Below are 20,777 nucleotides of genomic sequence, written 5' to 3'. Positions count from 1 at the left end.
ATTATAGCTTATCAGACTTTATAGACCAAATACACCCACCCATGACCAGCAATGGAATAGAAAATGCCACAAACAAGGCATTAATGCTCATGCCAGCGTCGGAAAAATAGCCAAAAAGAAGTGGCCCCAAAATGGCACCTACTCGGCCTATTCCAACGGTATATCCGACACCTGTGGCGCGAAGGTGAGTGTCGTAGAGGCGGGATAGCGTTGGCCAAATGCCGTTGAAACCACCTTGCACAAAAAAGCCAATCAGGAGTACCAAACCAAAAATCAACCCCGTCGTAAGGGTTGAAAACGCATAGACTTGCATTACCCCAAAGGCGATTAGCATAAACATCAAGATGGTTTGACGAAGTCCCAATCGGCTACCAATCCCACCTACCGAGGCCGACCCAAAAGCGGCCCCAATGTTGAGCATAATTCCCACCCAAGTTGCCAATTCAAACGGCAAACCTGAATCTTTGGCGATGGTCGGCACCCAACTCATCAGGGTATAAAGTGTTAGAAAACCAAAGAATGCCGCCACCCACACTTTGATGGTACTATCCTTATAATGAGGCAAAAACAACGCTTTTACACCCACGTTTTCTTGATTTTTGACGACAACAGGCAGCGCTTCTAAGTTCGGAAGCCCCATTCGTTTCAGCAGTCGATTAACGGAAGGTAACGTATCCGTAGTTGGATTTTGTAGCATGTAGTCAATGGAATCGGTCATGTAAAAATACACCAATAACCACATCAGCAATGAAATGCCCCCTGCCACCAAAAAGGCCGTATGCCAGCCGTACACAGGAATGTATTTTGCACAAAAAAGCCCCGTCAAGATTGCCCCAATCGGCCAGCCTGCTTGTACTAATCCTACGTTGAAATCTCGGTATTTTTGATTAGAAAACTCGGCAGCGGTTGCCGCCATGGTAGGTAAAATACCGCCAATGCCCAGCCCCGTTATGAAGCGAAACAGGAGCATCAAGTTATATTGATGCCCAAAACCAACCCCAAACATACCAATCGTAATCATCCCAACTGAAATGAGGAAAATTCGTCGGCGTCCGTGTTTGTCGGCCAAGGGTGCAATCAAAAAACAGCCTAACGTCATCCCCGCCAAGCCCGCACTGAAAATATAGCCCATTTCGACCTTGGAAAGTCCCCATTCTTTGATGATTTCGGTGCTGGAAAAGGAGACAATCAGTACGTCGATGCCATCATTGAAATTTAAAATAAAACAAATCGCTACCATCAGCCACTGAAAACGTGACATAGGGCGTAATAAAAGTTCCTGATTTGGGTTCATACATAATTAGGCCAAAAACCTCTGAATATCAATCACTGATAATTCAGTAATGATTAACAAATAACGCTACTCCACAAAGCCCGCTTTTGCTTTTTGCCCTGATTTCACCCAAGCTCTTAACTCGTCAAACGCTTGTCCCGTTTGCTTATCGGTAAAATTGCAATGGCCTTGTCCATTGGTATATTTTACGGTAAAATAAGCCTGTTTTCCCTGTTTTTGAAGCATATTTTCGTAACTCGCAATCGCCAAATCGGCAGGAATCAACTGGTCGTACATGGTATGCAATGCCAACGCAGGTTTGTTGATGTTGCCCGTGCGGTCGTATTTATCAAATAACGTATTCTGACTAACGGTAGCTGCTAATCGTTCAGCTTTTTGATTGACTTCTAGCGCATTAGGAAAACGGCCATAAACGGTATTGGTATTGTCGTACGGATTTCCTCCTGCTTTTTGAGCAACGTCCCGCAAAACTCCCTCACCAAATGCCAACGCAAAGGCAAGGTCGTCGGGCTTCATGTCAAAGTGTTTGGCAAATTCCACGGCAAGTAATGAATCCTTAGCAAAAATGGCTTTTTTCATGATGGCTGCTTTTCGAAATGCCGCAAACATGGGCATAGGCTCCTTCGATTTTGAGACATCAAAAATCTCGTGCAATGAGGTCGCAATGCCAGGAAAAAGGCCGTTGAACGTCGCAAACATATCAAACTCCTTGCGGGTTTGGAGGTAAATTCTTCCCGCCAACGGGCACATGGGCAACCCGCCTTGGTAGTTTTGACCAAAATTTTCGAGGGTCGCTAACGTAATTCCTCCTCCCATCGAATGCCCCGCCATAAAGGTGGAATCAGGTTGTCCGTACGTTTTGACAAAATACTGGCGCAAAGCTTCGGTATCGTCCACTCCTTGCACCAACGCCAACCCCTGAATTTTATAATCCGAAGCGGCTACGGCATAGCCCCGTTCCAAAAAAGGAGTCATTCGCTTGAGCCAAGCAGGGTCTTGACTTTGGCGCGGCTTTGAACCCATAAATTCGTAGCCGTGGGCGTACATGACGAGTTTTCCTTTCCAATTTTCGGGAAAAAGAATGCGGTAACGCGCCCCGTCAATGGCACCTGAGTCGATTTTGGAGACGTTTTGGGCCCCCAACACTCCAGATAGAAGTAGTAAAGGCAGGAATAGTTTTTTCATTTGGCAAGTACTTTTTGGGACACGGAGTAGCACTGAGTTTTTCTCAAAGCTCCATCTCTTCTGTGGAACTCCGTGTCAAACTTTGTGCTACTCTATGTCCTGTTTATTTGATTGGTTTCAACCCCAACATTTTAATCGCATTTTCTTTCAAAATCAACGGCTTTACTTCTTCTTTAAAACCCGCTTCTGCAAAGTCTTTCATCCAACGTTCGGGCGTAATCAATGGAAAATCTGTTCCGAACAACATTCGGTCTTTCAATAACGTATTGGCGTACTGAATGAGTTGTTTGGGGAAATATTTGGGCGACCAACCGCTCAAGTCGATATACACATTGGGTTTGTGCATGGCTACCGACAAGGCTTCGTCTTGCCAAGGCCAGCTCGGATGGGCAATGATAATGGGACAATCAGGAAAATCAATGGCCACGTCGTCGAGGTGCATGGGGTTTGAATATTCTAATCGAAGCCCTCCACCTCCACGCACGCCACTCCCAAAGCCTGAATGACCGCTGTGAAAAAGCATGGGGAGTTTATATTCGGCAATCACTTCGTACAAATGGTACGCCATTTTATCTTGCGGATAAAAGCCCTGCACCGTTGGGTGAAATTTAAAGCCTTTAACCCCGTAATTTTCGATTAAATCGCGGGCTTCGCGAGCACCCATACGCCCTTTGTGCGGGTCGATACTCGCAAAAGCAATCATTACATCGTCATTTTTTAAGGCACATTCGGCCACTTCTACATTTGGAATGCGCCGTTTGCCCACATTATGCTCTGAATCAACCGTAAACATCACAAACGCTAGATTATTATCCCGATAAAAATCAGCCGTTTCCTGAATGGTGGGACGTTTATCGGACTTAAAATACTTGGCAAACGCCTCGTCCAATTCTGGTCGGTAATCGTCGTGCGGCTGACAACACGACACTTCGGCGTGCGTATGTACGTCGATGGCTATTACTTTTTCGATGTCTATCATTGTGATGCTTTACCTAATGTGCTTTCTTTTCATACTATTTAGTGATTTGATTCACAAAAAATCATACTATTTAGTGAATCAAATCACTAAAACTACACTTTCTACGCCGTCCCCCACACTTTGATGGCAGTGTTTACGACCAGTTCCATTTTACGCCATTGGTCGTCGTGGGTCATGTCATTGCCGTGGTGGGTCGATGAAAAACCACACTGTGGACTCACGCACATCTGCTCCAACGGCATGTATTGCGCCGCTTCGTCGATGCGTTTGGCAAGGTCATCAATGCTTTCCAGGGCTTTTACTTTGGAAGAAATGATGCCGAGCACCACCATTTTATCTTTGGGAACAAAACGCAACGGGGCAAAATCGCCCGAACGCTCGTCGTCGTACTCCAAGAAATAGGCGTCCACGTTGATACTATTAAATAAAATATCGGCCACAGGCTCATAGCCTCCTTCGGCAAACCATGTACTGCGATAATTACCACGGCAAAGGTGAATCCCAACGGTGAGGTCTTTGGGGCGGTCATCAATCACCGAATTAATCAAAGCCGCATAGGTTCGCGGTAGTTCGTTCGGGTCTTCACCACGTTCGACGGCCGCTGCCCGCATTTTGGGGTCGCAGAGGTATGCCAAGTTTGTATCATCCAACTGCAAATACCGCAAACCTGCTTTGTACAAATGGTCGATTTCTTGGCGATAGGCCACTGACAAATCATGGAAGAATTCGTCCATATCTGGATACGAATTGATGTCAATGGATTTGCGTCCACCGCGAAAATGCACCATCGTTGGTGAAGGGATGGATACTTTTGGCGTCTGACTTACGACCGATTTAAGGTAGTTAAAATCCGCCACTTGGATGTCTCTAACGTGCTTCAATTTGCCCGTGACACTCAACTTTGGCGGGGTAAAACCATCTTCGGCTACTTTGGCGTTTGGATTGGCTTCAATTCCACCCGTTACAGTAACACCGTCTAGTTCTTTCAAAAAATCGAGGTGAAAATAATCCCGACGAAATTCGCCATCGGTGATGGCTTTCATCCCCGTCGCTTCCAATTTTTTTACGGTTTCGGCAATCCCTGCATCTTCAATAGCACGGAGTTCTTCGGCCGAGATTTCGCCTTTTTTCCACTTTAAGCGGTTTTCTTTTACTGCTGGCGTACGCAACAAACTACCGACGTGGTCGGCTCTGAAAGGAGGGTTCATAGTAGTAAAGCCCCCGCCCCCAATGGGGGAGTTTTTTGTTGAAAATAGCCCCCGTTGGGGGAAGGGGGCTTGTTATTTCGCTGCCATACGGATGGCACCGTCGAGGCGAATCACCTCTCCGTTAAGCATTTGATTTTCAATAATGTGTTTTGCCAAAGCCGCATACTCGTGCGGCTGTCCCAACCGCGACGGGAACGGCACTTGTTGCCCCAATGAAGCTTTTACATCGTCGGGCATTCCCATCAACAGTGGCGTTTCAAAAATTCCTGGCGCAATGGTCATCACGCGAATGCCCATTTTGGCAAACTCACGGGCAATGGGCAAAGTCATTCCGACAATGCCACCCTTGGAAGCCGAATACGCTGCTTGCCCGATTTGCCCATCGAAAGCAGCGACGGAAGCCGTATTGATAATGACTCCCCGCTCACCGCTTTCGCCAGGTTCGTTTTGTTGCATCGCCGCCGCCGCCAATCGGATGACATTGAAGGTGCCAACTAGGTTGATTTGAATAACTTTTGAAAATAGATCAAGTGTATGTGGTCCGTTTTTTCCTACGACCCGCTGGGCTGGACCAATCCCCGCGCAGTTCGCTACTCCATTAATACTTCCGAAAGTCGTAATAGCCAATTCAATGGCCACTTGTACGTGTTCTTCGTTGCTGACGTCCGTTTTCACAAAGCGAGCACTGCCACCTAGTTGTTCTTCAGCTTTTTGTCCTGCTTCCTCATTTACGTCGAGTAATACGGCATTTCCACCATTTTCGACAATCATTTTGGCCGTTGCCAGTCCAAGTCCCGAAGCACCACCTGTTACGAGAAAAGTTTTTTGTTGTATGTTCATAGCTCCCTGCCCCAATGGGGAAATTTAAAGTTAAAAGCCCCTAAAGGCCGTACAATTTTTCCACCAAGTTAGCTCTATATTTCAAAACTGCACGCTGATTCAGCGAGCCTTTATCCGTAATTTCTCCTAAATCAATGGAAGGTGGTTCTAGCGCAACGATGTATTTTGCCACCCGACTTGCACTACCAGTTGCCTGATTTTCAAGCTGTACCAGCATTTCATCCAAGTAGTTTATCACTTTAAAATGTGTAAACACCTTTTCGTGGCTCGTTTCGGATTCTAAACCTGCATGAACTCGGCAAGCTTCGACGTTTAAGAACAAAATCGCCCCTACGTACTCTTTGTCCAACCCTGTCAGAACCACGTCCTGAACAATAGGCGAGCCTGCCGTCAACACCTTTGCTTTTAAGACACCCACATTCACCCACGTTCCCGTCGAGAGCTTGAAATCCTCGGCGATGCGTCCGTCAAAAATGAGTCCTTTATCGGGATTATTTTCGTCTAAAAATTTGACGGCATCCCCCGTTTTGTAATACCCCTCTTCGTCAAAAGACTTCGCTGTCACTTCGGGATTTCGCCAATATCCTGGCGTTACGTTGGGGGCTTTGTAGCGAGCCTCTAGTTTGTCGCCATCGGGTACTAATTTCACTTTCATCCCTGCGACGGGTACGCCCAACAAGCCCGAGAAACTTCCTCCCCAATTGGCAAACATCGCCGAAGGCCCCGATTCGGTACAGCCCAATCCCGTAATGATAGGGACTATTTCGCCCGTGTTTTCGACGGCCAATTCCTCCCAACGGTTCCAAACAGGCTGTGCCAGCGAAGCCCCCGCATAAAACAGAATTTGTAACTTCTTAAAAAAGGTCTCTCGAAGCTGAGGCTCACGATCAAAATATGGGATCAACATTTCAAACCCTTTTGGCACGTTGAAATAGGCCGTTGGGGAAATTTCCCGAAGGTTTTGAACCGTCGTTTCGATACCCTGGGGCGTTGGTTTTCCATCGTCAATATACAGTGTCCCTCCGTTGTAGAGAGCCAATCCAAAATTATGATTTCCTCCAAATGTATGGTTCCACGGTAGCCAATCAATAAACACGGGCGGTTCGGTTTTCAAAAAAGGAAATGCCTGCGTTATCTGCTGCAAATTGGCGCACCACATTCGTTGGGTATTAATCACCCCTTTGGGCAAGCCCGTTGACCCTGAGGTAAAAAGAACTTTAGCTACAGTATCAGCATTTACCTTTTCAAAAGCTTCCTCAACTTGAGAAGTTGGTTCAATGGAAAGCATCTGTGCAAAATCAACTCCTTTACCCCCATCGGCTGTCACAAAAGTAGCCTCAGAAAAAAGAGCCTCTGCCAACTCCAAAGCCTTGGCATAAATTCGTCCGTTTTGAGCAAAAATCAGCCCTGGGGTCATCAATTGGAGCGTATGACGGAGTTTTCCCGAATCATCCGACACCAACGAATAAGGGGGAGAAATTGGCGAATAAGGAATTCCTATATGGACGGCTGCTAAGGCCAAAAGTGCATGTTCAAGGCTATTTTCAGACAAAATCACCAAGGTTTTTTCTTCCGAAAGTTCTAAATTCAGTAAGTACTGCGCTATTCGCTCCACTTTTTGGAGGGTTTCGGCATAGGTCAATTTTACCCAAATTCCGTCTTCGTTTCGCCTTGCGATGAAGACCGACTCAGGTTTTTCCATCGCCCAATAGCGCAATTTCTCCGTTAGTTTTACAGGATATTCTTCTAAGGGTGCCAAAAGCTCAAACTCAATTGTGCCGTCTGGATGAACGTTTTTTTGAGTTTGAGTAGGGCCAAAATGAACGTTTTTGAAAAGCATCATTCCCCCACTTTTTTAGCTCGTCCTTCCAAAAAATCACGCAATCTTTCTTTGGCTTCGGGGGCACTTTGGGCAATGGCAGCCATCAGTGATTCCATCAGCAGCCCTTGTTCTGGCGAAGCATCCACAATTCTTGGCAGCACCTGTACCAAGGCAAAATTGGTCATTCCTGCGTTGGAAGCGACTTTTTCTGCCAGTTCAAGGGCTTTTTCTAGGCTTTTTCCTGTTTCTACTAAATATTGAGCAAGTCCAATTCGCTCGCCTTCCTCGGCTTTATACACCCGCCCTGTGAACATCATGTCGGTCATACGTGCCAATCCAATCAGTTTGGGTACACGCACCGACGCCCCTCCCCCAACAAATATCCCCCGCTGTCCCTCAGGCAAGGCATACATGGTTGTAGCATCCGCAACTCTAATATGACAAGCACTCGCAAGTTCCAAGCCTCCGCCTACCACGGCACCGTGCAAGGCTGCAATCACGGGCACTCGGCCATACTGCACCTTGTCCAACACCCGATGCCACATACGGGAATGATACACTCCTTCTGAAGCATTTCTTTCTGTTAATTCGGATAAATCAAGCCCTGCGGAAAAATGTTTCCCTTCGCCATAAATAACCATGCACCGAATGGAAGCAGGTAACGCATCCATTACTTTTTCTAAGTCTAGCAGCAGGGCATCGTTGAAAGCATTCCGTTTCTCGGGTCGATTGAGTCCTACCAAAAGGGTGCTTTCGAGTACGGTTATTTTAAGAAATTCTGAGGGAGATGGGAAGTCAATCATTATTCAATTTTGAATTGATTTATTTCAACACAAAATTGAATAATAAAAAGAAGTTAAAATAGGAAAAATGTGGGCATTAGTGCGCAATATCAATCATTTTTTAATTTTGCAACCATATAAGTCATATAAGAGATTATAAGAAAACAACTTATATGGCCTTATATGTCTTATATGGTTGCAAAAAAACTCATATCAGCTTTTCAGTAATCGCCAATTTTATCAATTGAGCCGTGTTTTGCACATCGTACTTGGAAAGCATGTTTTTTCGGTGGCTATTCACCGTACTAACATCAACAAACAGTAATTCAGCTATTTGCTGATTTGTTAACCCATCCGCAATTTTGATTAATATCTCTTTTTCTCGGCGAGTCAGCGCAGGAATTTTTCGTTCATCAGGTTTTTTGAGGGTATTCGAAGCGGATACACTAAAATAGGTTTTCCGTTGAAGGACAGTTTTTACGGCATCGACAATTTCATATTTGGCTGCGTCTTTCAAAATATAGCCACTAGCTCCGTTTTCCATCATTTTCTTAATGATTCCTTTCTCATTATTAATGCTCAGCGCAATGATATAAATCCGTGGGTATTTTTCTTTAACCATTTTACAAAGGTCAATACCGTTAACGTCAGGCAGATTAATATCCATCACAATGACATTAGGCTGGTGAAATGGCAATCTCGCCAGTAAATCGTTACCCAGTTCAAAACTTTGGGTGCAATTCATCCCACTTTCTTTTTCGAAAATGGCTTTGATACCTTCTGTAACCAATGGATGGTCTTCTACCAAATATATTTCAATCATTTCGTCAACGGTATTTCAATATAATACGAACAACCACTACCCAAGCCCGTTTGCAAATCAACTTTTCCTTTCAAGTAGTCGATTCGATTGTACAGATTTTGTACACCCATGCTTGGTTGTTTATTTACTTGTTGCGGTTCAAACCCAACACCATCGTCCTCAATCGTAATATTAATTTGATTATCCTTTACCATTACCTGTACCAAAGCCTCCTTGGCATTTGAGTGCCGTATGATATTGGTTGTTAGCTCTTGAATCACCCTAAATATCGTCGTTTTGTAGATATTTTCGAGCTCCACATCCTCTAACCCAAAGCTTTGGTACGTAAAATTGATTTCTGAGTTTTCGTCCAAGGTTTGAATGTAATTTTTTAGGGCGTCTTCTAACCCCAATTTCGCCAAGCTCTCAGGCATCATATTGTGCGAAACACGGCGCAATTCTGCTAGCGATTCGTCGAGTAGATTCATACTACGCTCAAAGGCCAAAGCATGTTCATATTGTAAAATGAATGACTGTTTCATGTTTTGAAATGAATATTTTACGCTTGATAATATTCCACCCAAGCCATCGTGTAAGTCTTTTGCCAAGCGGCTTCGTTCTTCGTCTTGCCCTTGCAAAACTGCTCGGCTGGCCATAAGCTGCTTTTCGTTTTCGAGTTGCTTGAGCTTTTGTTCGTGTAGGATTTGCTCCTGCTTACGAATACGATTACGGTTTTGCATCCAAAGCCAAAAGAAAATCAGCGCTACCGAAAGCAAAATGACAGAAAAAATAAGGAGGCTAATCTGTCGTTTTTTGTTTAGGTTTTCTATCGAAAGTTGCTGAATCGACCTCTCCTTTTTATCGGTTTCATATTTGGTTTCGAGCTCTTTGGTGGTTTTTAAAATGTTTTTGTTGAAACTTACTTCTCGAAGTGAATCCGACAAATTATTGAATTTTTCGGCTAAAATAGGGTCGTTTTTATAAGCTAAAATCACTTTAGCATAGTGAGTATAATACTGCTGTAAGTGCTCCGTGTTTTGCAGTTTCTCTGCTTTTATTACGGCTTCATTAATATAATTATACGATTTTGGGTAGTTTCGATTGAAATAGTACGCCACCGAAAGCCAATAATCTGCCAAAGTGGTTCGCTCAGCAGATTGCAGTTGAGGATTCAGTTTTGCCAGTTCTTGAGCATGATTCAGCAATTTTTCGTAGTGCTTCCTTTCTACGTCATGATTGCATTGATTTTGCAAGGCATCTGCCATATCAACCACATCATTTAGTTTTCGAGCCAAAGCAATGATTTGATTATTGACCTTTTCGGCCTCATTTCTTCGTTTGAGTTTCCACAAAATATTTTCTTTATTGACCAAATGGCTCAAATAATACCCATCTTCCAATTTTTTACTGATTTCAACAGCTCGATTGATGTAACTTAATGCTCTTTCTTGTTTATCTGTTTGCGTAAAAACATTAGCTAAATCGCTGTACACATTGGCCATTTTCAAACTGTCTTGAAATCCCTCAAATATGGGTAAAGCTTTGAAATAATACGTGGCGGCCGAATCGAGCCGTTGCATTTCTTGGAATGTGTTCCCCATGTTTTCGTACATTATCCCCTCGCGCATACGGTCTTTACGGTCGATACTCAGCTTCACTCCTTCACGCAGAAGCAACATGGTTTGGTCGTATTTGCCTTCTATATTGAGCAACTCGCCTTCGCTCGAAAAGTACCGAATGATTCCTCTCAAATAATCCAGTTTTTTACTCAACTCATAGGCATCTTTATAATATTGGCGAGCGGTTTTGATGTCGTTGTAAGCATATTCGTCGCCAATTTTATTGAGCAAACGTACTTTATTGGTATCGGGCTTCGACGCTTTCAACTTTTCCAAAAGTGGCTTTAAATCACCCGTTTGGGCATTTGCTATATTATTTAACAAAATCAAAGCTAGTAAAACTCTGTGTAAATCCGACAAAATCTGTTTCATATGGATGCATCTTATGCTGCTCAAAATTAGGCATTACCTACCAAACAAAATTCCCCCTTTTGGTGGAGAAAAAACATTTTTTCACCCACTACTTTTGGAACATCAACACATCCTCAAATTCCATCAATTATGTTACTCAAACCAGCCCATTGTTAATGCTTTAGCGGTCAGTTCGGCCATGTTTTTGACCTCACATTTGACAAACATATTGGTGCGGTGGTGCTTGACCGTATTTTCACTAATGCCAAGCTCGGCCGCAATTACTTTAATACTTTTTCCTTGGGCAATCAGCTCAAGTACCCGTTTTTCGGAAGGGCTAATGGGAAGTGATTGGGTTTTACGAATAATCCCTTCGTGTATGGGAATATTTTTCATGTGTTCAGGATTATTCGTGTCGAGTAGAAAAAAACGAAGTTTGGGGATTGGGTCCAGGTGAGAGATGTCGGTAATGAGGTCAAATTGAAAGACACCGTTGCCCAAGTTATCAAAAAACAACGTGGAGCTTTGTTGAAGCGCATGAAATGAAGTACCGTTTTTACGCAAAAACTGATACGTATGCGACGATTTAACATTTTTACGGTAATCGACGGGTTGCGAATAAAAATAGTGCCAAAAAAGCTCGGCCGATTGAACCGTCGCCATGAGTTGCTCGGGGGTAGTGAAGCGAGCTGCCTGAATAAAGGAAGCGTTGGTAAGTTCGTCTTTTGAATAGCCCGTCATTTGCTCAATGGCTCCTCCGACTTTCACCCATTTGGCGCTTTTCATGTCCGAAATAAACCAACAATACGGCCCTACGGCATAGATGCGCTCAATAGTTTCGGTAAATGAAAATTGGTCGATGTACGAATCCAACGCCGAATCTCTCGGCAAATATTCATAAAAGCTTTTCAGCTTTTTATAAATCTGTTTAATCTCATTTCGAAACCGTAGCAAATCGCTCATAGTCAAGGTGTTTTTACGAAATATAGGTATTTTCGAGCAATTCAATAGCACAAATGTGCCATTGACAGGCGCAAGGGCTTTTCCTAGTTTTAGAACGTCGTTTAAACCTACTTTTAAAACAATGAAAAAAAACCTTCTCTTTGCAATTTTCCTTGGTTACAGCCCATTATTTGCCCAAGTTTCGGAAAAATCGTACGCAAAATTTGACTTTGTCCCAGGGGATAAGGTATTGTTTGAAGACAACTTTACGGGCGAAAGTTCTGACGAAATTCCATCGCATTGGATGATTAGCAGTGGGAAAATCGAAATCGCCAAAATTAACGGCGAATTGGTCATGGGTTTCTTGGATGCTTCCCCCAAAGCTTATCCTCGCATGGCCAAAAATAAAAACCTTATCGGTACCAGCCGATTCACGGTCGAGTTTGATTATTTGTGGCGGCACAACACCAAACCTTTTGCACAAGCCATCGGCGACGGCAACAGCGATGGCGACAAATTACTGATTCAATTTGCTACCGACAAAGAATGGGACAGCGTACGAGAAAAACTCGGCGACTTTGAAGAAAGCATTTACCTCTATTCCATTGGTAATGTTGAGTTTAAATCTTTCAAAGGGCAATACAAGGGTGGCAAAAAAATAGCAGACAGCGAATATATTTATGAAGACCTCTGCGACAAATGGGTGCACGTTTCGATGGCGGTTACCGAAAAATCATTGAAGGTCTATCTAAACAGCGAACGCGTTTTGAACGCCCCTATCGAAAGTGGACAAGCCTTTAACATCGAGATAGTGGCCGATGGAAGTACGTACGAAATGAGTTCGCAGTTGTTCTTGAAAAATTTTCGCATTGCTGCTGGAGGCGTTGACCCCTATAAAACACTAACGACCGATGGGAAATTTGTCGCACGGGGCATCCATTTTGACGTTGCCAAGGCGACCATCAAACCCGAAAGCATGGGAACGCTCAATACGATGATCGCGATGATGAAAGAACACCCCGAATTAAAATTTGAAATTGGTGGGCATACCGATGCCGATGGCAACGAAGCGGCCAATCTAAAACTATCCCAAGAAAGAGCCGATGCCGTGAAAGAAAAACTGGTTTCGCTCGGAGCAGATGGCACCAAACTTACCACCAAAGGTTACGGCAAAACCAAGCCCATTAGTGACAATACTACTTTTGAGGGAAAAGCCGAAAATCGTCGCGTAGAATTTGTAAAACTCTAAAAATCACCCCTAATCATGAAAAAAACCACTTATACAGTCATCATTTTAGTCACTTTTTCAGCCTTTCGTTTTTGGGATGATTTGGCAAAATATAAAGTCAACGTACCCGAATTTAAAGAAAAAATTGTGGAGCTTGCTGCCATGAATACCTTTCCCAGTTTTCAATTTTACATTCCAAAAGAAGTGAAAGACCTTGGCAGTAAATTGCCCGCTGCCGAACAAGCCGCCATGGCCCGTGTCGTAGGAACGTTTGCCAAAACGTACGTCAACTCCTCGGCTTTTGTCGCTGATTTAGGAAAAAGTTTGGATGCTCAAAAACAAGGTACCGACCCTAATTCGTCCGAACTAAAAGAATTCTATGCCGAAAAATACAACGAATCGCTCAGCGAAATCACCGAGACGATCAAGGCTGGAATACTGAACGACGAGTATTTTAAAGGACAACAACAGATGCTAGATGGACTAAAACCTGTCTTAGAAAAGCCCAATCCGTACGGTGACACCCCCGAAGGAAAAGCCACTTACACCGCCGAAATGAAGGGAATTAAACAAATGGTGGGAGATTTGGAAGCAATGCTGGCGATTAAACCGTTGTTTCAAACCAACAAAACAGAGTTTGCCAAAAAGTATGCCACCATCCGAGCCAAATCAGAGGTCAATCAGCGCATTGGTACTATTGTAGAAAAAAATGCCGAAATCGACGGCAAAAAAAATTACAAAGCAAACATCAAAGCACAGCTTCAGCAGTTTTTGGATGAATCGACCGACGTTGATTTTGAGGCGAAGGTTGAACAAAAAAATGGTCGTCGTGAATTCGTAAACGACGACTATCGCCGCAAATCTTCTATCTGGAAACAGTGCTTTCGTATGGGTAAACCTGCGACTATGGAATTGCGTAAAATAGCCGAAGTTTGGCTCAAGGAACTATAAGACACTCATTATGAAAACTTTATTCGTCTTTTATCTAACCTTAATTGGAGTAAGTGTACAAGCACAGTACGTGTGGGATGCGGTCAAAGATTCCGAAGAACGCCCGCTCAAAGAAAATAGCAGCTTGCATTATGACCAAATCAAAACCCCTACGGAGGAGGTTCTCACCAAATTGATTTTCCAATCTAAAGGGATTGCTGTGGCGTTTTTAGATAAAAAAAATAGAAATTTTAGAATAGAGCTAGACCGAAACATCAGTAGCGCCAATGGCAGTGAGTTAACCGATTTAGCCACTCTTTTTTTCTTGAAAGGAAGTTCGTATGCCGCCGTTTACTTGTATGCAATGGCTGCCGAAAGAAACCGAATTGACACGACTATTTACCGCAATTTAGGCGTATGCCTCAAGAACATCGACGCCTATTTATTGTCGTACAAAATTTTGTTATATGCCCGAAAACAAACACCTCAAAACCCTACATTACTGGCTAACCTCGGTTGGGTTGCTACTTCGGTAGGGGATTTTACAACGGGGAAAAAACACTTTGAAAATGCACTGTTAATCGCGCCCAACCTCTACCATGCGATGAATGGTTTAGCGACGATTGCAGAAGCACGAGGCCAAAATACAGAAGCAGACCGCTGGCGTAAACTGGCTTGGTCTAAAAAAATGACATTTGCAGGTGCCATACAAAAAAAGGATGACCAGGCTAAAAAAATAGCGAAAGTCAATCAAAACGAAGGAATGAACGAAAGCACAACTTTACCCGCCGTAAACGACGTGCTTCCCCTCATAGATTACGAAGAGCGGCCTTTTGGAGGAAACGCCGCCAGTGGGCTTCATTTTCCTGAACCTCCCGCCGAATACAGTAGTAACTTGCTCAAAACGATGCAAAACGAACGGATTATTGAAGGCTTTCACACTTCGTTGGTGGACGAAAATCACCAACGAATTGAGCGCGTGATGGCTTCGTTGAGTACCCTCGAAACGCAATGGCAAGAACAAGCCAAAGTAAAAGTAACTGATAATCATATCGTTGTCCCTTACCCTTATACCAAAGAGCTGGCAGCCCTTGACTATTATGAACAGCTCTTTAGCAATCGTTCCATTTCCTTCACGCGCCGTTTTAACAACGAAACAAAGGGGTCTTACTTGCAAATGAACGAAAAGTTTATGGCTGCCAAACGAGCTTACGAAACCAGTGCCCAAAAGTGCGGCGATAATGAAGGCTGCCAAGAGCAAGAGCGTAATAAGTACTGTCAAAATGTTCAAAAGTTGTTGAATAATCACCACCAGTATTTTTATTCAGCATGGCTGAGTTTGTATAAAAACACTACCAACGACATAAGGTCGTACGAGTCCAAAACCGACCGCTACGTGATGGCACTCAAAAACCCCCAGCTCCATCAGTTGGCCAATACGCGCCGCAAAGAAGCCGCCCAACTGATGTACCAATATGGGTTGGCCCATGCCAGTTGGGCTGCGTGGGCAAGCAATGCCGCCAATACATTTTGCGAAGTAGAAGAGAAAATTGAGGAGGACTCAGTCATTACGGAACAAGTACAACGATTGATGAGAACTCACAAGCTCGAACTTTGGGAAGATGACGACGAATGCCCCCTGCCTACGTGGAATATCGACGCGGGAGTGATAGAATCGGAAGCGAATTGCGAAAAAATCAACTTTTCAATCAATACCCCCAGCCCAGGGGTCAAAGGAACGCTCGGGTTAGAGCTAACGTGGGGAGACGATTGGGGCGAAGATGAACTCGAATTACAAGCGGGACTAAAAGCTGAAAAAGAAGTAGGTGGCTTGAGCGTAGGTGGAAAGGTCGTCGAATTTATCACCATCACTGGTAATAAAGGGATTGTGGATGCAGGTTTAAAGGGGGAAGCTACGGCTTCATTGTCGGGAAAAATTTCGACTAACGGCGGTGATTTGGGCTTAAAAAGCGAGGGGAAAATTGAATTTGGCATCTCTGCCGCCAAAGGAATTGCCCCACTCACACCTTCACAGGCCTGGAAATTTACCCCAGGAGTTGATTGACATTTATTTATTTTCAATACTATGCCTCAGAGTTATTACCGTTTTCTTCAGCTTAAAGCGTCTTTTCTCTTTCATTGGGGAATAGTCTTCGTTTGTTTTCAGGCCCATGCCCAAGAAGGCCGCCCCGCTTTGGCCATTGAAACTGCCGAAAGCCAACGGGTGAAAAGCATTATCAAAAATGCGCTTCCACATCAGTTGGAAAATTGGGCAATCGAACGCGAATCAGATACCGACGGCGACACGTGGTTTCATAATGGTAGCGTGGGCTACAGCTCATTTTTTTCGCATGAGTTTAAAATTCGATACGTGCGTAAAAATGTAAGCGAGGATGAAAAGAACAAGTGGCGCACCATTGCCGTTGACATGGCTGGCATCCAAAAAATGATGGACGAAACGGAATGTGAAATAGACGTTTATGTAAATGCGTTCGAAAACGAGCTGACTACTCAAGGTTCCCTTCATCCCAAGCCAATACCTCCATTTCCCTTTGTGATGGTGGGTCCGCACGACGCTCGCTTGTGCATGGGAAAAGGTTGGAAAGTTGCTAAAACAACCCCGCTTGACGATGGCCAAACGCTGTATCGATTTGAGATGCCGCCCAGTTTTACCGTTCCCATGACCCAAATCCAAAGTATATTAATCTTGGTGAAAGGGTCACCGACAGTACTTGATTTTTTCTTAAAAAACACTGATTTAAAAGCACTTAAAGACTTGATGGGTGAAAATAAAATCCCTATTCCTAACCCAAGCCAAGCACCTCCGATGGAGAAAACGCTGGCAAAGCCTTTGGCAGGAACTAACGAGATTGAATTCACGCTCAACGGCGGAGATTTTAACCAGCGAACCGTTCGTTTAAAGCCATCGGTGGATAATCAGTTTGGGTATTTACGAAACAATCATCCCAATCGTGCCATTACCGAAAATGCCATCACTCGTATTTTAATTTCCGAAGACTCCGATTTTAAAACCTATACCAGTGCTGGTTTTCTGGATATTACGATTCCATTTATTCGACAAACGGGGCAGTTTGAGACCTTCCCAGGGAGTGAAAAATCTTCTTTTCGTGGAGGCATAAATTGTTGGAATGGCTGCGAATATAGCTTTGACTCCAACGGAGTTACCATCAAAATCACCAGTTATGACCCCGTAGGTGGCTTTATCGAAGGTACATTCGAAGGGGACGTTAAAGTGGGTTACAAAATCCATGAACCCATTGGCACAGACCAACAAAAACGACCCGACGCTCATATCAAAGGGCATTTTAAAGTAAGAAGGCAAAAAGATAGGTATTAATCCAAAACAATCAATATTTATGAAAAGAGTGATTTTTTTTCTCCTTTTAAGCATCTCCTTATTGGAAGTTAGAGGGCAAACTCCCGAGGGCTGGACCAAAGAAATGTGGGACGAAGTCATTGCCAGTAAAGCATTTAAGCTTTCCTTGGTTTCGGACAAGGGGCTATTAGAAGCCTCTGAATCTTGTCAATTAAGCATCGACTTGTTTATTCTACCTAAAGCTAACCCCGACGACGAGACGCCTGAACTCCGCCGTAAAGGACAGACCATTAAACTACCGAGCGGAGAAACAAGTCCTTATCGGGTAACTAACTGGCGGATTGTGGAAGGAGGTGGTCGAATCGCTTCAAACGGTCTGACTGCTTCTTACACAGCTCCCGCTGCTGCACCCGCCAACAAAAAAATGATTATATCGGTTGATTTAACCCCAACAGAGCCCAATTTGCCCAAAGTACAACTCCTTAAAACTATTTATTTTTCCCAAAACGAAACCTTTTTTACGCTACACATACCAGATATGGGCATCATCAATGCCAAGTTTGTTACAAAACTGACAAGTATTGATAGCAAAATGCTACCCCAACAAGCGGTAAACGCCATTAAACAGAAAGGGTACTCTATCAATGGGCTTACGGCCAGCGCCATGTACATCTATGACCCAAATCGAAACCTCTCAGTCCTTCGCTTTAGCAACTTAGCCCTTGAAGCTATTGACACAGAAGACAATGGGAGTAAAAACATCGTGAACGGCAACTACCTGCTTGCCATTGCCTATCGAGGATTAGGAGCTGGTTCGTTTGATTTAAGCGCCGAAAAAAGTGGGGTCAATATGGTCGTTGGTCTTCAGCTGGGAGTAGGTTGTGGAGACACCAACGAAGATATGATTTGTGACGGAGGTGTTAGGATTACGCATGAGGACAGCACCTACATAGAAGGCTATATCAACACCATTGTGTATGCAGGGGATGCCAATGGTCAAAAAGCCCGAGGACGCCTAAATGGAAAATTCAGAGCTATGAAAGCCAATTGATTCCCAAACTCTTAGCAAGTTTTAAAAATCAAAAAACAATCAAATCACATGAAAAAAGTAATTATTTTCTTACTCCTAACAATTCCCCCAATGGGGGGCAGGGGGCTATTCGCTCAAGACCTGCGCGCCTATCAAAACTATGATTTTGTGGCAGGTGATAAAATTATTTTTTCAGATGATTTTACCGATAGTCAAGAAGGCGAATTTGGTACTCATTGGAAACTAAAAGAAGGGCAAGCAGTCGTCAACAAATCGGGGGACGAAAAAGCATTTTTTATCACAAAATTTTATACCAAGTTAGCTCCAAGGGTAAAGACGCCCGCTTATTTGCCCAAAGAATACACCATCGAATTTGATGCTTATTTGGATGCGGGTTATGACAGCAACCCAGGCATTCGCATTATGCTTATGAATGGCGATGAAGCCAGCGTAACAATAGAAACTTCCCGCGATTACACCACTTTTTATGGCCCAGGTACCCAGCTCAATGGCGATAATCCAAAGGACTTATTGGGAGATGACTTCTTCAACAAATGGATTCATTACGCTGTTGCGGTCAAGGGAGGACAAATTAAAGTTTATGCCAACCAAAATCGGGTATTGACCGTCCCTGAGGTGGAGTTTAAAGCTACTACCTTGCTGGTCAGCGGAGATTACAGCGACGGAAAACCCATGGCTTTTAAAAATTTCAAATTGGCCGCAGGGGGAGACCAAAACTTAATTGGGAAAGCTTTTACCGACGGAAAATACATTTCGCACGGTATCAATTTCGACGTTAACAAATCAATCATCAAGCCTACCTCGATGGGGGAATTGAACGCCATTGCCAAAATATTGAAAGAAAATTCGGCCCTAAAAGTAGAAATCGGTGGACATACAGATGCTGATGGGGACGACACCAGCAACCTCAAGCTTTCAGAAGCGCGCGCCTTTTCGGTCAAGAATCAATTGATTACAATGGGCATCGACGGCAGTCGATTGAGCACCAGAGGATACGGCGAAACCAAGCCGCTTGCGCCTAACACTACTTTTGAAGGAAAAGCTGAAAACCGTCGGGTAGAGTTTGTGAAAGTCAATTAGCTTCACAAAAAATAACCATATAAGACATATAAGGGATTATAAGAAAAACTTATATGGTCTTATATGGTTGCACAAAAAGGCAAGAAATTATTTCTTAGAAATACGATACAAACGCCCTTGGTCAGTCACGGCGTAGATAGCCCCGTCTTTGCCTTGTGTTACGTCACGGAAACGTTGGTATTCTTGCGAAAGAAGACGCTCCTCTCCAACCACTTTGTTGTTTTCAATCACCAAACGCGCAATGTGCATCCCGCTCAAACAACCCACAAATAGGTTATTTTTCCACTCAGGCATCATGTCACCGCTGTAAAACGTCATTCCGCTTGGCGAAACCGATGGGTCCCAATAATAAACAGGTTGCTCCATCCCTTCTTTTTGCTGAATCACCTCTCCAATCTGCTTCCCACTGTATTCGATTCCGTAAGTAATCACAGGCCAACCGTAGTTCTTACCCGACTGCACACGGTTGATTTCGTCGCCGCCCCTTGGGCCAAACTCATTTGACCACAAATCGCCCGAAACAGGGTTAAATGTAAGCCCTTGCACGTTGCGGTGTCCGTACGAATACAACTCTGGTTTGGCTCCCGACGTGCTGGCGAATGGGCCATTGGCAACGGGTTTTCCGTCGGTAGTAATGTGGACAATTTTTCCTAAACTAGAGTTCAATTGTTGCGCTTGAGGGCGGGTTACCATGTCGGAGCGCTCGCCTGTACTCACAAACAAATCGCCTTTTTTATCAAACAAAATACGGCCTCCGTAGTGAAGATTTCCCTTGTGGGCAGGCGTGGCACGGTAAATGACCGTTGCCCCTTCAATTTTTGTCTCATCGGCTGAAAGTTTTCCTTTCGCTACCGAAGTAAGCGTGCCACCGTCAAAATTTTCGGCGAACGTCCAATAGATCATTCGGTTTTTGTCAAAATTAGGGTCGATGGTAATTCCCAAAAGTCCACCCTGACCACTGGTATTTACGGCAGGAAGTCCCGTAATCGGCTTGCTCAATTCGCCGTTGGCTTTGGCAATACGTAAATTCCCCGCTTTTTCGGTGATAATCAAACGTCCGTCTGGCAAGCTTTTTACGCCCCAAGGAAACGTCAAGCCTTCCGAAAGTACCTTGAACTCATACGGTGTTTGGGTTTTTACGCCACCAATTCGGGTTTGTCCAGCAAAGGCCGATTTGTAGGTAGAATTGGGAGCTTTTGTTTCAACTGGTTCAGTTTGACCCCACGAAGCGTACGCCAATGTGCCAAATACCATTGAAAAAAGTGCTGTTTTTTTCATTTGTAAGTTGTTTTTCTTTTGTTTAATAAGTTAAAATTAGAACACTGAT

At 44.0% G+C, this 20,777-nt stretch carries 17 protein-coding genes; 6 read left to right on the top strand and 11 right to left on the bottom strand.

The annotated features are described in order from the left end of the window. Window position 1: 1 nt before the first annotated feature. From FHS57_RS07825 to FHS57_RS07780, 10 genes are all read right to left on the bottom strand, one after another. The gene (locus FHS57_RS07825; protein WP_229601284.1) at window positions 2-1,261 is read right to left on the bottom strand and encodes an MFS transporter; all 1,260 of its coding nucleotides are present in this window, start codon (window positions 1,259-1,261) and stop codon (window positions 2-4) included. Between the two features lie 99 nt (window positions 1,262-1,360). Then, the gene (locus FHS57_RS07820) at window positions 1,361-2,479 is read right to left on the bottom strand and encodes an alpha/beta hydrolase (RefSeq protein ID WP_183972313.1); all 1,119 of its coding nucleotides are present in this window, start codon (window positions 2,477-2,479) and stop codon (window positions 1,361-1,363) included. A 103-nt stretch (window positions 2,480-2,582) separates the two neighbouring features. Then, entirely contained in the window at window positions 2,583-3,458 is an 876-nt protein-coding gene (locus tag FHS57_RS07815) for an amidohydrolase family protein (protein ID WP_183972312.1), read from the bottom strand. Between the two features lie 101 nt (window positions 3,459-3,559). Beyond that, window positions 3,560-4,666 (bottom strand): 5-methyltetrahydropteroyltriglutamate--homocysteine S-methyltransferase, encoded by a 1,107-nt coding sequence (locus FHS57_RS07810; protein ID WP_183972311.1) that lies wholly within the window; start codon window positions 4,664-4,666, stop codon window positions 3,560-3,562. Window positions 4,667-4,738: 72 nt separating this feature from the next. Next, complete coding sequence (locus FHS57_RS07805; RefSeq protein ID WP_183972310.1) at window positions 4,739-5,506, bottom strand: 3-hydroxyacyl-CoA dehydrogenase; 768 nt, start codon at window positions 5,504-5,506, stop codon at window positions 4,739-4,741. A gap of 40 nt (window positions 5,507-5,546) precedes the next feature. After that, window positions 5,547-7,349 carry a feruloyl-CoA synthase gene (locus FHS57_RS07800; RefSeq protein ID WP_229601283.1) on the bottom strand — a complete coding sequence of 601 codons (1,803 nt, stop codon included), beginning with the start codon at window positions 7,347-7,349 and terminating at the stop codon, window positions 5,547-5,549. Continuing rightward, entirely contained in the window at window positions 7,346-8,131 is a 786-nt protein-coding gene (locus FHS57_RS07795) for a crotonase/enoyl-CoA hydratase family protein (RefSeq protein WP_183972309.1), read from the bottom strand. The genes FHS57_RS07800 and FHS57_RS07795 overlap by 4 nt, the downstream gene beginning before the upstream one ends. 187 nt (window positions 8,132-8,318) lie before the next feature. After that, the gene (locus FHS57_RS07790; protein ID WP_183972308.1) at window positions 8,319-8,933 is read right to left on the bottom strand and encodes a response regulator; all 615 of its coding nucleotides are present in this window, start codon (window positions 8,931-8,933) and stop codon (window positions 8,319-8,321) included. Beyond that, complete coding sequence (locus tag FHS57_RS07785) at window positions 8,930-10,903, bottom strand: tetratricopeptide repeat-containing sensor histidine kinase (protein ID WP_183972307.1); 1,974 nt, start codon at window positions 10,901-10,903, stop codon at window positions 8,930-8,932. The genes FHS57_RS07790 and FHS57_RS07785 overlap by 4 nt, the downstream gene beginning before the upstream one ends. 132 nt (window positions 10,904-11,035) lie before the next feature. Next, window positions 11,036-11,845: a LuxR C-terminal-related transcriptional regulator gene (locus FHS57_RS07780; protein WP_183972306.1), complete on the bottom strand. Its 810-nt coding sequence runs from the start codon at window positions 11,843-11,845 to the stop codon at window positions 11,036-11,038. A gap of 121 nt (window positions 11,846-11,966) precedes the next feature. On the opposite strand from FHS57_RS07780, the gene FHS57_RS07775 reads away from it, so the two are divergent. From FHS57_RS07775 to FHS57_RS07750, 6 genes are read left to right on the top strand one after another with little or no spacing between them, the layout of a single operon-like run. Then, window positions 11,967-13,073 (top strand): OmpA family protein, encoded by a 1,107-nt coding sequence (locus tag FHS57_RS07775; protein ID WP_183972305.1) that lies wholly within the window; start codon window positions 11,967-11,969, stop codon window positions 13,071-13,073. Between the two features lie 15 nt (window positions 13,074-13,088). Next, window positions 13,089-14,003: a hypothetical protein gene (locus FHS57_RS07770; protein ID WP_183972304.1), complete on the top strand. Its 915-nt coding sequence runs from the start codon at window positions 13,089-13,091 to the stop codon at window positions 14,001-14,003. Between the two features lie 10 nt (window positions 14,004-14,013). Continuing rightward, window positions 14,014-16,047, top strand: coding sequence for a tetratricopeptide repeat protein (locus FHS57_RS07765; RefSeq protein ID WP_183972303.1), 2,034 nt, complete (start codon window positions 14,014-14,016; stop codon window positions 16,045-16,047). 21 nt (window positions 16,048-16,068) lie between these two features. Next, window positions 16,069-17,340, top strand: a complete 1,272-nt coding sequence (locus FHS57_RS07760; protein WP_183972302.1) for a hypothetical protein — start codon at window positions 16,069-16,071, stop codon at window positions 17,338-17,340. Between the two features lie 19 nt (window positions 17,341-17,359). After that, entirely contained in the window at window positions 17,360-18,370 is a 1,011-nt protein-coding gene (locus FHS57_RS07755) for a hypothetical protein (RefSeq protein ID WP_183972301.1), read from the top strand. 48 nt (window positions 18,371-18,418) lie between these two features. Next, window positions 18,419-19,450: an OmpA family protein gene (locus FHS57_RS07750; protein WP_183972300.1), complete on the top strand. Its 1,032-nt coding sequence runs from the start codon at window positions 18,419-18,421 to the stop codon at window positions 19,448-19,450. An 87-nt stretch (window positions 19,451-19,537) separates the two neighbouring features. On the opposite strand, the gene FHS57_RS07745 is transcribed toward FHS57_RS07750, so the two are convergent. Then, window positions 19,538-20,704, bottom strand: coding sequence for a PQQ-dependent sugar dehydrogenase (locus FHS57_RS07745; RefSeq protein ID WP_229601302.1), 1,167 nt, complete (start codon window positions 20,702-20,704; stop codon window positions 19,538-19,540). Window positions 20,705-20,777 lie beyond the last annotated feature (73 nt).

The organism is Runella defluvii (genome assembly GCF_014195535.1).
GTDB lineage: Bacteria > Bacteroidota > Bacteroidia > Cytophagales > Spirosomataceae > Runella > Runella defluvii.
Note: the sequence above shows the minus strand (reverse complement) of the source record. Positions and strands in the feature narration are given on the sequence as shown.

Coding starts and splice junctions, on each gene's coding strand:
- FHS57_RS07825 (WP_229601284.1), bottom strand. CDS start 1,261: ATGTCACGTTTTCAGTGGCTGATGGTAGCGATTTGTTTTATTTTAAAT.
- FHS57_RS07820 (WP_183972313.1), bottom strand. CDS start 2,479: ATGAAAAAACTATTCCTGCCTTTACTACTTCTATCTGGAGTGTTGGGG.
- FHS57_RS07815 (WP_183972312.1), bottom strand. CDS start 3,458: ATGATAGACATCGAAAAAGTAATAGCCATCGACGTACATACGCACGCC.
- FHS57_RS07810 (WP_183972311.1), bottom strand. CDS start 4,666: ATGAACCCTCCTTTCAGAGCCGACCACGTCGGTAGTTTGTTGCGTACG.
- FHS57_RS07805 (WP_183972310.1), bottom strand. CDS start 5,506: ATGAACATACAACAAAAAACTTTTCTCGTAACAGGTGGTGCTTCGGGA.
- FHS57_RS07800 (WP_229601283.1), bottom strand. CDS start 7,349: ATGATGCTTTTCAAAAACGTTCATTTTGGCCCTACTCAAACTCAAAAA.
- FHS57_RS07795 (WP_183972309.1), bottom strand. CDS start 8,131: ATGATTGACTTCCCATCTCCCTCAGAATTTCTTAAAATAACCGTACTC.
- FHS57_RS07790 (WP_183972308.1), bottom strand. CDS start 8,933: ATGATTGAAATATATTTGGTAGAAGACCATCCATTGGTTACAGAAGGT.
- FHS57_RS07785 (WP_183972307.1), bottom strand. CDS start 10,903: ATGAAACAGATTTTGTCGGATTTACACAGAGTTTTACTAGCTTTGATT.
- FHS57_RS07780 (WP_183972306.1), bottom strand. CDS start 11,845: ATGAGCGATTTGCTACGGTTTCGAAATGAGATTAAACAGATTTATAAA.
- FHS57_RS07775 (WP_183972305.1), top strand. CDS start 11,967: ATGAAAAAAAACCTTCTCTTTGCAATTTTCCTTGGTTACAGCCCATTA.
- FHS57_RS07770 (WP_183972304.1), top strand. CDS start 13,089: ATGAAAAAAACCACTTATACAGTCATCATTTTAGTCACTTTTTCAGCC.
- FHS57_RS07765 (WP_183972303.1), top strand. CDS start 14,014: ATGAAAACTTTATTCGTCTTTTATCTAACCTTAATTGGAGTAAGTGTA.
- FHS57_RS07760 (WP_183972302.1), top strand. CDS start 16,069: ATGCCTCAGAGTTATTACCGTTTTCTTCAGCTTAAAGCGTCTTTTCTC.
- FHS57_RS07755 (WP_183972301.1), top strand. CDS start 17,360: ATGAAAAGAGTGATTTTTTTTCTCCTTTTAAGCATCTCCTTATTGGAA.
- FHS57_RS07750 (WP_183972300.1), top strand. CDS start 18,419: ATGAAAAAAGTAATTATTTTCTTACTCCTAACAATTCCCCCAATGGGG.
- FHS57_RS07745 (WP_229601302.1), bottom strand. CDS start 20,704: ATGGTATTTGGCACATTGGCGTACGCTTCGTGGGGTCAAACTGAACCA.